The following is a 14060-nucleotide window of genomic DNA, read 5'->3' on the forward strand; positions in this document are numbered from 1 at the left end:
ATGGCGATAAAAGTAACAATGCCTCGTTTGAGCGATACTATGACGGAAGGAACGGTAGCAACTTGGCTAAAAAAAGTAGGAGACAAAATTAGCGAAGGAGATATCCTTGCTGAAATTGAAACTGACAAAGCAACAATGGAATTTGAGTCCTTCAATGAAGGAACTCTTTTATATATAGGAATACCTGCTGGAGAAACTGCTCCTGTTGATTCATTATTAGCAATTATAGGAAACGAAGGCGAAGATGTTACGGCATTAATCGCTGGAGGAGATGCTCCTGCTGCAGCTCCGAAAGCTGAAGCTGCAACTCCAGAAGCAAAAACAGAAGCACCTGCTCCTGCAAAAGCTGCAACTGAATTGCCAAAAGGTGTTGTTGTAGTAACTATGCCTAGATTAAGTGATACTATGACTGAAGGTACAGTTGCAACTTGGCTTAAAAAAGTTGGTGATGCTGTTGCTGAAGGTGATATTCTTGCTGAAATCGAAACTGACAAAGCAACAATGGAATTTGAGTCTTTCAATGAAGGAACATTATTATACATTGGTATTCAAGAAGGAAACACAGCTCCTGTTGATAGTTTATTAGCTATCATCGGACCTGCTGGAACTGATATTTCTGGTATTGCCGAAAACTATACTGCTGGTGGTGCTCCTGCAAAAGCAACAGAAGAAACTAAAGCAGCTCCTGCGCAAGAAACAACAGAAACTGTTGAAGTAGTTAGCGACGGAAAAAGAATTTTAGCTTCACCTTTAGCAAAGAAAATTGCTTCAGATAAAGGAATCCAATTATCTCAAGTAAAAGGATCTGGTGAAAACGGACGTATCGTAAAAAGCGATATCGAAAACTTTACACCTGCTGCTGCTGCTGCAACAGCTACACAACCAGCTGCAACTGCACCTGCTGCTAAAACTCCTGAAGTTACTGCTGCTGCACCAAAAGTTTTTGTTCCTGCTGGTGAAGTTTTCACAGAAGAGATCAAAAACTCGCAAATGCGAAAAATCATTGCTAAACGTTTAGCCGAATCATTGTTTACAGCTCCTCACTATAACTTAGTGATCGAAGTAAGCATGGATGAAGCAATGACATCTAGAGCTACAATAAATAGTGTTCCAGATACAAAAGTATCTTTTAACGATATGGTGATCAAAGCTTGTGCTTTGGCATTGAAAAAACACCCAAAAATTAATTCACAGTGGAAAGAAGATGCTATCATCATCAACCACCATGTAAATATTGGTGTTGCTGTAGCTGTTGAAGATGGATTAGTAGTTCCTGTATTGAAATTTACAGATGCTATGAGTTTATCTCAAATTGGCGCTAGCGTGAGAGATCTTGCTGGAAGAGCTAAAAACAAAAAACTTGGACCACAAGAAATGGAAGGAAGTACTTTTACAGTATCAAACCTTGGAATGTTTGGTATTACAGAATTTAATTCTATCATAAACCAACCAAACTCTGCCATCCTTTCTGTAGGTGCAATTGTAGAGAAACCAGTAGTTAAAAACGGTCAGATTGTAGTAGGAAACACAATGATGTTATCATTAGCGTGTGACCACAGAACAATTGACGGTGCAACTGGAGCTCAATTTTTACAAACATTAAAACAATACATCGAAAGCCCAGTTACAATGTTGGCATAATTTTAATGTCAGCCTGAGCATCCCAATCCCGAAACTTCGGGACGGAAGATGGTTATTTATAATAAAATCCCGTTTTGTTTATTCAAAACGGGATTTTTTGTTTAATTTCCCTTCACTAATTCAATTCTTCATAAAATGAAAAAACTAATCCTTGCCACTTTATTCCTGACCGTAATTGCCTGTCAGAAAAAGGAACAAACCGAAAAAGTAGCTGTTGTTACAGATGAACACAGTTATTCTAAACCTGAACTTGCTGTTGTAAAACACTTAGACCTTGACATTAAAGTTGATTTTGAGACACAATCCATTACAGGAAGAGCATCTTGGAAAATTGACAACATTAGCAAAGGCAACGAAATAATCTTTGATGAAAACACCCTTAACATCACTAAAGTAACTCTGGGTGATGATGAAAAAGAAACCAAATTTAAGCTAGGTAAAGAAGTTGAATTCCACGGAAAACCTCTTCATATTACAATTGAACCAAATACAACCAAAGTAAATATTTACTACAGCACTAGTAAAGATGCTGTAGCTTTACAATGGCTTACCCCTGCACAAACAGCAGACAAAAAGAAACCATTCCTATTCTCTCAAGGAGAAAGTGTTTGGTCTCGTACCTGGATTCCGTGTCAAGACTCTCCATCAATTCGATTTACTTATAATGCAAAAGTTACTGTTCCTAAAGACTTAATGGCCGTAATGAGCGCTGTTAACCCACAAAAGAAAAACGATACTGGAGTTTATACTTTTAAACAAGACAAAGCAATACCATCTTATTTAATGGCAATTGCAGTTGGAGACATCGAATTTCAATCAATCGATGATAGAACAGGTGTTTACGCAGAACCATCAATGCTAAAAAAATCAGCTTGGGAATTTGCCGAGCTTGGAAAAATGGTAGTTGCTGCCGAAAAACTTTACGGCCCTTACCGTTGGGGACGTTATGATGTATTAGTTTTACCACCAAGTTTCCCTTATGGAGGAATGGAAAATCCTAATTTAACTTTCCTAACTCCAGGTGTTATCGCTGGAGACCGTTCATTAACTAGTTTATTAGCGCATGAATTAGGACATAGCTGGAGCGGAAACTTAGTTACCAATGCAACATGGGATGACATTTGGTTAAACGAAGGTTTCACCACTTATGTAGAACATAGAATTGGCGAAGCAATCTTTGGCGAAAAAGAATTTGAGATGCAAAATGTTATCATCCGTAAAGAATTAGTTGATAATGTAGCTGAATATGGAGACACAAATCCCGATACAAGATTAAAAGTAAGCCTTACAGGAAGAAATCCTGATGACGGAATCAGCATGATTCCTTATGTAAAAGGATATGCTTTTTTAAGAGTTATTGAAAATGCCGTTGGACGTGAAAAATTTGACGTTTTCATTAAAAACTATTTTGATGCACACGCTTTTAAATCTATTACAACAGATGATTTCATCAAATACTACAATGAAAACCTTATAAAAGGAGACAAAGCACTTGCTGATAAAATAAAAGCCGAAGATTGGATTTACAAACCTGGAATTCCATCAAATATTACTCCAGTAAGTTCTGCTGATTTTGATGCAATTGATAAAATCCAAAAAAGCTGGAGAGAAACCGGAGTTAAAGGATTAAATAAAAAAATTACAACAACTGCAGAAAAACAGCATTTTATAGATAATCTACCAACGGACATCACTGCAAAAGAAATGGAAGCGCTTGATAGTGAATTCAACTTTACAAAAGGGGGTAATTTCGTTATCAAACGTCAATGGTTTATTCCATCGATTCGCTATAAATACACGGCTGCTAATCCTGCGATTGAACAATTTTTGATTTCAAGCAGCAGAACCGGATCAGTAATGATGCTTTATAAAGAAATGGCAAAAACTCCGGAAGGAAAAGTTTGGGCAAAACAAATTTTTGACAAAGCTAAATCTGGTTATCACGCAACAACCGTTCAAGCTGTTGAAGGTGTTTTAAAATAGTATTCAGTTTACAGTCGCAGTCACAGTTTTCAGCTTACAATCTGACCGAAGACTGCGACTGAAAACTGTAAAGCAAAAAATCCCCAGTTACACCTTGTAATCGGGGATTTTTTTATTCTTATTTGTCATTCCTGACCTAATAAACGAAAAACATTCTTATGAAAACAATTACCCTAGCCCCGATAGAAGTGGAAATCCTTTTGCTTTTTTCTTTAAAAAGCAAAAGATTGTAACGAATAGCGGGATTAGCTCCTAAAAAAACTCCTCAGGGAAAATTGTCCATCACATAGCGTAAATCCTCCATGTTCTAAAATCTGTAATCGTAGCACCTTTGTAATGTCTAAAGACAACAACAAATAAATAACTTAAAAATTAAATAAGATGACACGATTAAGAGCATTAAACCCAGAAGAAGTAACAGGAAAAACTAAAGATTTATTCAACGCTGTACAGGCAAAGTTAGGAGTTGTTCCGAATATGATGAGAACAATGGGAAATTCTCCAGCAGTTCTTGAAGGATATTTAAATTTAAGCGGCGCGCTAAGCCACGGAAAATTAGGAACAAAAACAGGAGAATTAATTGCTTTAGCAGTTTCCGAAAGTAATTCATGTGATTACTGCTTAGCAGCCCATACCTTTATTGGAGAAAAACTGGTAAAAACGGATCCAGCTGTTTTGCAAGCAGCAAGAACAGGAAACTCAACCGACGCAAAAATCGAAGCCGTTTTACAATTTGCTAAAAAATTAATTAGTAAAAATGGCTTAGTTAATGACGAAGATGTAAACAAAGCAAAAAATGCTGGTGTTACTGATGCTGAAATTGCTGAAACAGTTGGACATGTAGCTTTAAATGTTTTAACAAACTACTTTAACAATACTGCAAATACAGAAATTGATTTTCCAGCAATATCAAGTTTAAATTAATAAAACCAATTCAAGCAAAAACACTTTATAAAGATAGTTGTGAATTATTTTCATAGCTATCTTTATATTTTCAAAAAACAAAAGAAATCATGAGCAGTCAGAATGTCTTCACTCTAATTAATCCACAAAATGGTAATTTAGCTTTTAAGTTACTCCCTTTTGATAACAATAGTCATTTTGACCATTTGCAACGCAATAATTATTTCTCATTAATTTGGGTAACCAAAGGAAAAGGGAAAGTAAAAGCTGATTTTGCCGAACATCATTTTGAAGAAAATTCACTCCTTGCCTTTTCTCCTTATCAACCTTTTATGCTCTGCGTAAGTGAGCCAATTGAAGGAATCGCAATTCATTTTCATCCAGATTTCTATTGTATTCACATGCACCAAAAAGAAGTTTCTTGTAATGGTATTTTATTCAACAATGTTTATCAACCACCTTTTACAATAATTACAGAACAGGCTGCAGCAACTTTTACAATGGTTTTAGAACAAATGAAAACCGAAATTCAAAATGCTGAATTAGCACAATATGAATTATTGATTTCCTATTTAAAAATATTTTTAATTACTGCTTCCCGATTAAAAAATGACCAATTAGAAAAAATGAAATCAGTTCCTAACTCTAAAGAACCATTTATTCTTCAGAATCTGAAAGATGCCATTGAACTGAATTTTAAAACCAAACATTCAGCAGGAAATTATGCCGAATTACTTAATATCTCCCCAAAAGCACTGGCGAAATTATCTAAGACTTACTTCAATAAAACATTAACCGATTTAATTGCCGAAAGAATAATAATCGAAGCCAAAAGAGAATTGTACATGACCAACAAAACAGTCAAAGAAATTGCATATGAATTAGGTTATGAAGATGAACATTACTTTAGTCGATTTTTTAAAACCAATGCTGATGTTTCGCCTCAAATTTATAGAGAGACAGTAGGTTTTGGAAAAATGGAGGCTTAATTTTTACTTTTTGCCTCAATCCATTTAGACATATATTTTGTACTTCTCATAGTATGAAATTGCAACATACTCCCTATAAAATTTTTATTACGATGCGATTGCAAATTAGATTGCAAATAGAAAATCATTTCCATAAAATTGGTCGCAAAATTATCTTTCAAATAACGCGTATTAATAATTTCAACTCCTTTAATTTGAGCCTCGTTCCAAAGATTCTTATTTTGATATAATTCGACAGCTGCTTTTACAAAACCTTCTGTTTCATCAATAATAAAACCATTCCACTGTAAATCACCATTCATCGCTTCCGCTCCTATTGTTGTGGTTACACTTGGTGTTCCGGATTGCATTGCTTCAACCAGTTTCCCTTTTAGACCTGCACCAAAACGTATTGGAGCTAATACTATTCGTGATTTCTGCACTACTTCCTGAGCATCAACAGCTCGCCCCATAATATAAAAACCAGATTTAGGATGATGCAATTGTAAAACTTTTTGTGAAGGGTATGCTCCATATATATTTAAAACAGCATCTGGTAATTGTTTTTTTACCAAAGGCCAAATTACTTCTTTCAAATATTGAACGGTGTTCCAATTAGGTTCATGCAAAAAATTACCGATAAAAATAAAATCAGTCCTTTCTTCAAAAGAAGGTAATTCTTTTAATACACCTTCAGAAATTGGATTTAATAAAAAGGGCAAATAATACAATAAAGCGGTATCAATTTTAAATACCGATTCTAACAATTCTATCTCAAACTCAGAAATTATCAACGACAAATCACAACGCAAAATACTCGCTATTTCCCTCTTTGCTACTTCTTCTGAAAATAAATCGCTAACTATAAAATTTCTATTTTCTTTGAATGCTTTTTGACGAGCTTGGCGCAAACAGTGCAAATCCTCAGTATCTAAAATACGTAATGTATCAGGACAATTTTCAGCCACACGCCAACCAAACTGCTCTTCAATCATAAACCGATCAAACAAAACAATAGATGGACTCAGTTCTTTTATAAAATCGTCAAAACTAGAACAATTTAAAGCAATCGATTTCTTTTCGATTCCTAATGCCCGCAAATCTATCATGAAGTCACTATCCAAAGCTGGGCTAGCAAATGTAATTTCAAATCCTTGTTCTTGAAAAATTGAAATCAATTGCATCATTCTTCCCCCTGCAGCCGATGAATTAGGCTCAGGCCATACAAAACCAATTATTAAAAGCTTTTTAAGCTCACTCATATCCTATTTTATTTCTACTACAAAATAATACTATTTAAGCGGCAATATCATCATTAAACCCAAAAATCGGGAATAAAACACTAATTTTGTAGGTTATAAATCAAATATCATGTTAGGATTAAAATTAGCTACAGACCCACGTTGGGTAAACATAGTCGAATCGAATATCGAAGAAATTCTTACCGACCATGCGTGGTGTGAGCAAAAAGCGGCTTCAAACGCAATTAGTTTAGTAACATACAATTCAGAATTAGAGGAATTAGTAACAGAAATGCTAATTATTGCCAGAGAAGAGTTAGAGCATTTACAAATGGTGCATGACATTATCAAGAAAAGAGGTTTGACACTTGGTCGCGAAAGAAAAGACCACTATGTAAATGAGCTTTTTAAATTCATGAAAAAAGATGGCAGTAGAAAAGATGCTCTTTGTGACCGCTTATTATTTTCGGCTATGATTGAAGCTAGAAGTTGTGAACGCTTTAAAGTCCTTTCAGAAAACATAAAAGACCAAGAATTGGCAACATTTTATCGTGATTTAATGATTTCGGAAGCAGGACATTATACTACTTTTTTAGGATTTGCCCGAAAATATACAGATAATATAGACATTGACAAACGTTGGAAAGAATGGATTGAATATGAAGGTTCTATCATTACCAATTATGGAAAAAGCGAAACTGTACACGGATAAAAACAACTAATAATTATACTTATGGCAAAAGGGAATATAAAATCCATTTTATATAGAATAGTAAAATATATTGGAATAGTGCTAGTCGTTATTTTAGCGCTACTTTTTATAACGCCTTATGTTTTTTCGGACAAGATAAAAGAAGAGATAAAGAAAACAGCAAACAAAAAACTTAATGCTGAATTAAATTATTCAGATGCTAACATTTCCTTCTTTCACCATTTCCCATCATTAACTTTAACTTTAAACGATTTAAAATTAAATGGATCTGCTCCATTCCAGAAAGAGAATTTTGTTACGGCAAAAGAGGTTTCCTTTGGAATAAATATTAGCAGTTTAATATTTGGCAAAACGGTAAGTATCGATCAAATTTACTTATCAGATTCATTTATCAATGTAAAAGTTAATAAAAATGGTGAGGCAAATTATAACGTTTACAAATCGTCATCTGTCGAAGCTGAAAAAGCAACAGACAGCAGCGATACTTCTTTAAAGTTAGAAAAAATTGAAATCTTAAATAGCAAAATTATTTATGATGATAAATCAACCAATGTACATCTAGATGTTTTTGGTTTTAATTATTCTGGAAAAGGAGATTTAAGCAAAGATATTTTCGATTTATATTCAAAAGCTAAAATCGAAAAACTTAATATTTTATATGAGAATGAACCATACTTAATGAATAAAAAGGTTGATGCCGATTTAATTACTAAAGTAAATGTAAACTCTTTATCATTCTTTTTCGAACAAAATAACTTAAAAATAAATCAGCTAATCGTTGATTTTAAAGGGAAATTTGACTTTTTAAAAGATGGTTATAATATTGATTTTGTAATAAAATCGAATAATAGCCAATTACATGATGTATTTACAGCATTTCCTCCAAAATTTATCACTTGGTTATCAAAAACTGATTTAAAAGGAAACACCAATTTATTGCTTACGCTAAAAGGAAAATACATTGCTTCTCAAAATATAGCGCCAGATTTAAACTTAGATTTAAAAATAAATGATGGATATGTAAACTATAATAAAAGTTCATTCCCTATTTCAAATTTGAATCTGGATATAAATACAAAACTACCTTCATTAAATCCAGATCTATTAATTGTTGACGGAAAGAATTTAGCTTTGAATATTAATAAAGATTATTTAAAATCTAAATTCTATGTAAAAGGAGTTGACACTCCAGACTTGAATATAGATTTAAGCAGTCAGATAGATTTAGAGAAACTAACTCAGGCATTTGGAATACCTGATATTGAGTTAAAAGGAAATCTTATTGGAGATATTAAAGCAAAAGGGATTTTTGATTTAAAAAACAAACTCTTTCCCGTAACTTCTGGAACTATTAATTTCAAAAATGGATATTTAAAAACAAAATATTATCCAAACCCAATAACAGACATAACAATTGTTTCTGAGATTAAAAATCAGAAAGGAACTTTTGATGATTTAAAAGTAAAATTATCACCTGCACAAATAACATTTGAGGGGAAACCTTTTTATATAGATGCTGACTTATATAATTTTGATGACCTTACTTATGATGTTAAAGCCAAAGGTGAGCTAGACATAAGTAAAATATATAGAGTGTTTTCTCAAAAAGGGCTAGATTTAGATGGTTCTATTAAAGCAGATTTAGTTTTAAAAGGAAAACAAAGCGATGCCGAAAAAGGAAATTATAGTAAACTCCACAATAAAGGAACTCTAGAAATTAAAAACATCGGAATAGTTTCTGAATACCTACCTAAGAAGTTCATTATTAAAGAAGGTATTTTTAAAATAAACCAAGACAAAATGTTCTTCAAAAACTTTTTGTCAACATACGGTCAATCAGATTTTAAAATGAATGGTTATTTACAAAATGTTATCAATTTTGCTACAACCAAAACGGGTGTTTTAAAAGGTTCTTTTGTCATAAATTCAAGATACATTAATGCCGATGAATTTATGTCGACAACTACTATTGAAACAAATAGTACGGCAACAACATCAAATACAAGTTCTGAAACTCCAAAAACTGAAGTAGTACAAACTGGTGTAATTATAATTCCAAAGAATTTTAATTTACAATTTCAGGCAAATGCACAGAAGGTAAACTTTAATAAACTTGCCTTAAATAATGCCAAAGGTAACCTCAAGATGAATAAGGGCATTTTAACCATGCAGAATACAGGTTTTAATTTGATAGGCTGCGAAGTAACCATGGACGCAACATACCAAGCTCTAACGATGAAAAAAGCTCTATTCGACTATACTATCAAAGCAACAGATTTTGACGTTAAAAAGGCTTATAATGAAATTGAGATATTTAGAAAAATGGCTAGTGCAGCAGAAAAAGCACAAGGAACAGTTTCTTTAGATTATAAATTAAAAGGAAGGCTTAATGCTAATATGGAACCTGTTTATCCTTCGTTAGTAGGTGAAGGAGTTGTCTCTGTAAAAGACATCAAATTATATGGTATGAAAATGTTTAATGCAGTAAGCAAAACAACGAGTCATGAGGGAATAAAAAATCCTGAAATTTCGAAAGTAGATATCAAGAGTAGTATTAAGAACAATATAATTACCCTAGAACGATTCAAATTTAAATTTGCAGGTTTTAGACCAAGAATAGAAGGAACAACTAGTTTAGATGGAAAATTAAACATAAAAATGAGATTAGGCTTACCTCCTTTAGGAATTTTAGGAGTTCCGTTAATAATAACAGGAAACAAAGACAATCCTAAAATAAAAATAGGACGAAAATCGGATGATTTAGAAGAAACTCAAGATACCGAAGATTAATCTAAACTTTATCAATGTTACCAAACCTGCTCAATCGAGCAGGTTTTTTTATGCCTGGACACAAAATAACACTTCATTATATACATTTTAAAAACACTTTTATCACTTAGACCTGTTAGATGTTATTCACAAACGATTCCGCTCCATAAACGCGCTAAAATTATACCGCGAAGCTTCACAAAGTTTATACAGAGTATCACAAAGATTTTTATTTATAAAAAGCTTAAGATAGTTTATTGCGAAGGTGCTAGACACTAAGCTCTTTTAGCATAAACAATACTTCAGGTTTTAACCGCAAAGTAAGGAAAGAGAAAAAACACAAAGGTTAACAAAGCTATTGATTAAACTTTACGAACCTTTGCGCTTATTTTGCTATTAAAACAACCACAGCCTTGTCACCCTGAGGAACGAAGGATCTCCACAAGACACTAACACAAAGCTTTTTTAGATTGTCAAGCTACTAATTGATCCATTTTAACCGCAGAGGAAGGAAAGAGAAAAAACACAAAGGTTCGCAAAGCTATTGATTAAACTTTGCGAACCTTTGTGTTTTCTTTTGCGAAACTTTGCGAAACAACCTTTTCACAAAGCAGTCATTTCTGTATATATTTTATTTGAATTAAATCCAAAAAAAAATCCCCATCAATTACTTGATGAGGATTTAAAAGAAAGGCGACGACATACTCTCCCACATAACTGCAGTACCATCTGCGCAGGCGGGCTTAACTACTCTGTTCGGGATGGGAAGAGGTGAGCCCCGCCGCAATAACCACCTTAAGGTCGTTGTTACTTGAGGTAACTTTTAATTATTAATTATCAATTATAAATTGTTAATTATCAATTAAACAATATCTTAACACACTGAGATAAAGAAAAAAGTATTTTTAGAAAGTTTCTCCCCCACGCCGAAGCGTGGGGAAAAGCGTACATAAGCTTACGGATTATTAGTACTACTCGACTATGACATTACTGCCTTTACATCTATAGCCTATCAACGTGGTCATCTCCCACGATCCTTAAAAGAAATCTCATCTTGTGGTGGGTTTCGCGCTTATATGCTTTCAGCGCTTATCCCTTCCAAACGTAGCTACTCTGCGGTGCTCCTGGCGGAACAACAGATACACTAGAGGTTTGTCCAATTCGGTCCTCTCGTACTAGAATCAGATCCACTCAAATTTCTTGCGCCCACAGTAGATAGAGACCGAACTGTCTCACGACGTTCTGAACCCAGCTCGCGTGCCACTTTAATGGGCGAACAGCCCAACCCTTGGGACCTTCTCCAGCCCCAGGATGTGACGAGCCGACATCGAGGTGCCAAACCCCCCCGTCGATATGAGCTCTTGGGGGAGATCAGCCTGTTATCCCCGGCGTACCTTTTATCCTTTGAGCGATGGCCCTTCCATGCGGAACCACCGGATCACTATGCTCTACTTTCGTACCTGATCGACCTGTATGTCTCTCAGTCAAGCTCCCTTATGCCATTGCACTCTACGCACGGTTACCAAGCGTACTGAGGGAACCTTTAGAAGCCTCCGTTACTCTTTTGGAGGCGACCACCCCAGTCAAACTACCCACCAAGCAATGTCCCCCGCAATCGCGGGGTTAGGCCTCAGATAAACAAAGGGTTGTATTTCAACAATGACTCCACAACGCCTAGCGACGCCACTTCACAGTCTCCAACCTATCCTACACATCATTTATCCAAGGTCAATACTAAGCTATAGTAAAGGTGCACAGGGTCTTTTCGTCCCACTGCGGGTAAGCGGCATCTTCACCGCTACTACAATTTCACCGAGCTCATGGCTGAGACAGTGTCCAGATCGTTACACCATTCGTGCAGGTCGGAACTTACCCGACAAGGAATTTCGCTACCTTAGGACCGTTATAGTTACGGCCGCCGTTTACTGGGGCTTCAATTCAATGCTTCTCCGAAGATAACATCTCCTCTTAACCTTCCAGCACCGGGCAGGTGTCAGGCCCTATACTTCATCTTACGATTTTGCAGAGCCCTGTGTTTTTGATAAACAGTCGCCTGGACCTCTTCACTGCGGCCAGCATTGCTGCTGGCGACCTTTCTCCCGAAGTTACAGGTCTATTTTGCCTAATTCCTTAGCCATGAATCTCTCGAGCACCTTAGGATTCTCTCCTCGACTACCTGTGTCGGTTTGCGGTACGGGTACTTATTACCTGAAGTTTAGAGGTTTTTCTTGGAAGCCCTTAGGCGCACTATCTCTTTGACCGAAGTCTCCGAGTACTATCGTATTTCCCCAAGCCGCGTGGATTTGCCTGCGCAGCTTATAGGTAGGTACTTCAACGAACTATTCCGTCAGTTCGCGGCGCTTTCATCACTCCGTCACCCCATCACAGTAATAAGTAGTACGGGAATATTAACCCGTGGTCCATCGACTGTCCCTTTCGGGTTCGCCTTAGGTCCCGACTAACCCACAGCTGATTAGCATAGCTGTGGAAACCTTAGTCTTTCGGTGTGCGGGTTTCTCGCCCGCATTATCGTTACTTATGCCTACATTTTCTTTTCTAACCAGTCCAGCATGCCTTACGACACACCTTCAACCCTGTTAGAATGCTCCCCTACCACTTTGACCTAAGTCAAAATCCATAGCTTCGGTAATATGTTTATGCCCGATTATTATCCATGCTCGTCCGCTCGACTAGTGAGCTGTTACGCACTCTTTAAATGAATGGCTGCTTCCAAGCCAACATCCTAGCTGTCTGGGCAGACAAACCTCGTTCTTTCAACTTAACATATATTTGGGGACCTTAGCTGATGGTCTGGGTTCTTTCCCTCTCGGACTTGGACCTTAGCACCCAAGCCCTCACTGTTGTGAAACATTATATAGCATTCGGAGTTTGTCAGGAATTGGTAGGCGGTGAAGCCCCCGCATCCAATCAGTAGCTCTACCTCTATATAACTTTATGCACAACGCTGCACCTAAATGCATTTCGGGGAGTACGAGCTATTTCCGAGTTTGATTGGCCTTTCACCCCTACCCACAGGTCATCCGAAGACTTTTCAACGTCAACCGGTTCGGTCCTCCACTGTGTGTTACCACAGCTTCAACCTGCCCATGGGTAGATCACACGGTTTCGCGTCTAACACTACTGACTAAAGCGCCCTATTCAGACTCGCTTTCGCTACGGATCCGTGGCTTAACCACTTATCCTTGCCAGCAACGTTAACTCGTAGGCTCATTATGCAAAAGGCACGCCGTCACCCCACGAAAGGGCTCCGACCGCTTGTAAGCGTATGGTTTCAGGATCTATTTCACTCCGTTATTCACGGTTCTTTTCACCTTTCCCTCACGGTACTGGTTCACTATCGGTCTCTCAGGAGTATTTAGCCTTAGCGGATGGTCCCGCCAAATTCAGACAGGGTTTCACGTGCCCCGCCCTACTCAGGATACCACTATCCTTTACACTCATTACCTATACGGGACTATCACCCTCTATGGTTCTACTTTCCAGTAGATTCTAATTCTTTGTGCAAGAAATGTCGTGGTCCTACAACCCCAACATTGCCGTAACAACATTGGTTTGGGCTAATCCGCGTTCGCTCGCCACTACTTACGGAATCACTTTTGTTTTCTTCTCCTCCGCCTACTTAGATGTTTCAGTTCAGCGGGTTTGCCCACCTATCGGTGTACTATGTCTTCAACATAGTGGGTTGCCCCATTCAGGTATTTACGGATCAAGTCGTGTGTGCCGATCCCCGTAACTTTTCGCAGCTTATCACGCCTTTCATCGCCTCTGAGAGCCAAGGCATCCCCCATACGCCCTTATTTTGCTTATTGTACCAGTCTTGAT

The 14060-nt window shown here is 36.6% G+C and carries 7 protein-coding genes and 2 rRNA genes; 6 read left to right on the forward strand and 3 right to left on the reverse strand.

The window, feature by feature from the left end; translation table 11 throughout:
- From ACJ6WR_RS07865 to ACJ6WR_RS07880, 4 genes are all read left to right on the forward strand, one after another.
- Entirely contained in the window at nt 1–1641 is a 1641-nt protein-coding gene (locus ACJ6WR_RS07865; RefSeq protein ID WP_409417527.1) for a 2-oxo acid dehydrogenase subunit E2, read from the forward strand.
- Between the two features lie 135 nt (nt 1642–1776).
- Complete coding sequence (locus ACJ6WR_RS07870) at nt 1777–3624, forward strand: leukotriene A4 hydrolase C-terminal domain-containing protein (RefSeq protein ID WP_409417528.1); 1848 nt, start codon at nt 1777–1779, stop codon at nt 3622–3624.
- A gap of 381 nt (nt 3625–4005) precedes the next feature.
- Entirely contained in the window at nt 4006–4548 is a 543-nt protein-coding gene (locus ACJ6WR_RS07875) for a carboxymuconolactone decarboxylase family protein (protein WP_409417529.1), read from the forward strand.
- Between the two features lie 89 nt (nt 4549–4637).
- Nucleotides 4638–5516 (forward strand): helix-turn-helix domain-containing protein, encoded by an 879-nt coding sequence (locus tag ACJ6WR_RS07880; protein WP_039111803.1) that lies wholly within the window; start codon nt 4638–4640, stop codon nt 5514–5516.
- Here the strand turns inward: ACJ6WR_RS07880 and ACJ6WR_RS07885 are convergent.
- Nucleotides 5513–6757 (reverse strand): glycosyltransferase family 4 protein, encoded by a 1245-nt coding sequence (locus ACJ6WR_RS07885; RefSeq protein ID WP_409417530.1) that lies wholly within the window; start codon nt 6755–6757, stop codon nt 5513–5515. The two genes, ACJ6WR_RS07880 and ACJ6WR_RS07885, sit on opposite strands and share 4 nt — an antisense overlap.
- Before the next feature lie 109 nt (nt 6758–6866).
- Here ACJ6WR_RS07885 and ACJ6WR_RS07890 point away from each other — a divergent pair, with 109 nt between their 5' ends.
- Entirely contained in the window at nt 6867–7448 is a 582-nt protein-coding gene (locus ACJ6WR_RS07890; RefSeq protein WP_039111801.1) for a tRNA-(ms[2]io[6]A)-hydroxylase, read from the forward strand.
- 21 nt (nt 7449–7469) lie between these two features.
- Nucleotides 7470–10238: an AsmA-like C-terminal region-containing protein gene (locus ACJ6WR_RS07895; RefSeq protein WP_409417531.1), complete on the forward strand. Its 2769-nt coding sequence runs from the start codon at nt 7470–7472 to the stop codon at nt 10236–10238.
- A gap of 667 nt (nt 10239–10905) precedes the next feature.
- On the opposite strand, the gene rrf is transcribed toward ACJ6WR_RS07895, so the two are convergent.
- Nucleotides 10906–11015 (reverse strand): 5S ribosomal RNA (rrf, locus tag ACJ6WR_RS07900).
- 147 nt (nt 11016–11162) lie between these two features.
- Nucleotides 11163–14047: ribosomal RNA gene (locus ACJ6WR_RS07905) — 23S ribosomal RNA — on the reverse strand.
- Between the last annotated feature and the right edge of the window lie 13 nt (nt 14048–14060).

The sequence above is a fragment of the Flavobacterium sp. PS2 genome (assembly GCF_046250155.1).
In the GTDB taxonomy this organism is placed as follows: Bacteria; Bacteroidota; Bacteroidia; order Flavobacteriales; family Flavobacteriaceae; genus Flavobacterium.